This is a genomic window from Prevotella sp. HMSC073D09 (genome assembly GCF_001814145.1).
Lineage (GTDB): Bacteria > Bacteroidota > Bacteroidia > Bacteroidales > Bacteroidaceae > Prevotella > Prevotella conceptionensis.
Genome location: NZ_KV815079.1, coordinates 111,577 through 112,247, shown reverse-complemented (window position 1 = coordinate 112,247; position 671 = coordinate 111,577). Strand labels below are relative to the sequence as shown.

The window sequence follows — 671 nt, the reverse complement described above, 5'->3', positions numbered from 1 at the left end:
CAGAAACTCACAAGCTCAAAAACTCACAAGCTCATCAACTCATCAATTCCCAAGCTCAAGAACTCCCAAGCTCAAAAACTGACCAACTCACCAACTCAAGAACTCCCAAGCTCAAAAACTCACCAACTCACCAACTCACCAACTCAAAAACTCACAAACTCACAAGCTCAGAAACTCACAAGCTCAAAAACTCACAAGCTCACCAACTCACCAACTCACCAACTCACCAACTCAAAAACTCACAAGCTCACCAACTCACAAACTTATAAACCCATCAACTCAAAAACTTAAATCTTTATCTTTAATTTTACAATACCGCTCTGAATTTCGCTCCATTCTAGCGAGAATGTTGGTTGAAAAGTAGGTAAAAGGTCACTGTTTTTCGCTTTTCACGCCTTGGGGGTTGTCTATTTTTAAGCCTATAACCTGCATTTTGCACCATTTTGCCTTTCTATTTTGGTTGCTGGCTCGTATTTTTTCAACCCCAATTTGCCACTTTTAGCCCCTAAAACCCTACTTTTTAACCGTTATTTTGCCCTTTTCAGCCATGTATTTCATGGCTCTTAAAGGTTTTGTTTATACAATTGCTGTGGATGTTTATGCTTTTTGTCTCGCATTTAGCACCAAAACACCTTGTATTTAGCACCAAAACGCCTTGCGTTTAGCACCAA

General features: G+C 39.6%; 1 protein-coding gene. It reads left to right on the top strand.

Translation table 11 applies throughout. The features are described 5' to 3' along the window. Positions 1-291, top strand: a 291-nt coding sequence (locus HMPREF2955_RS16515) for a hypothetical protein (RefSeq protein ID WP_210401282.1), incomplete at its 5' end; no start/stop codon positions are given. Positions 292-671 lie beyond the last annotated feature (380 nt).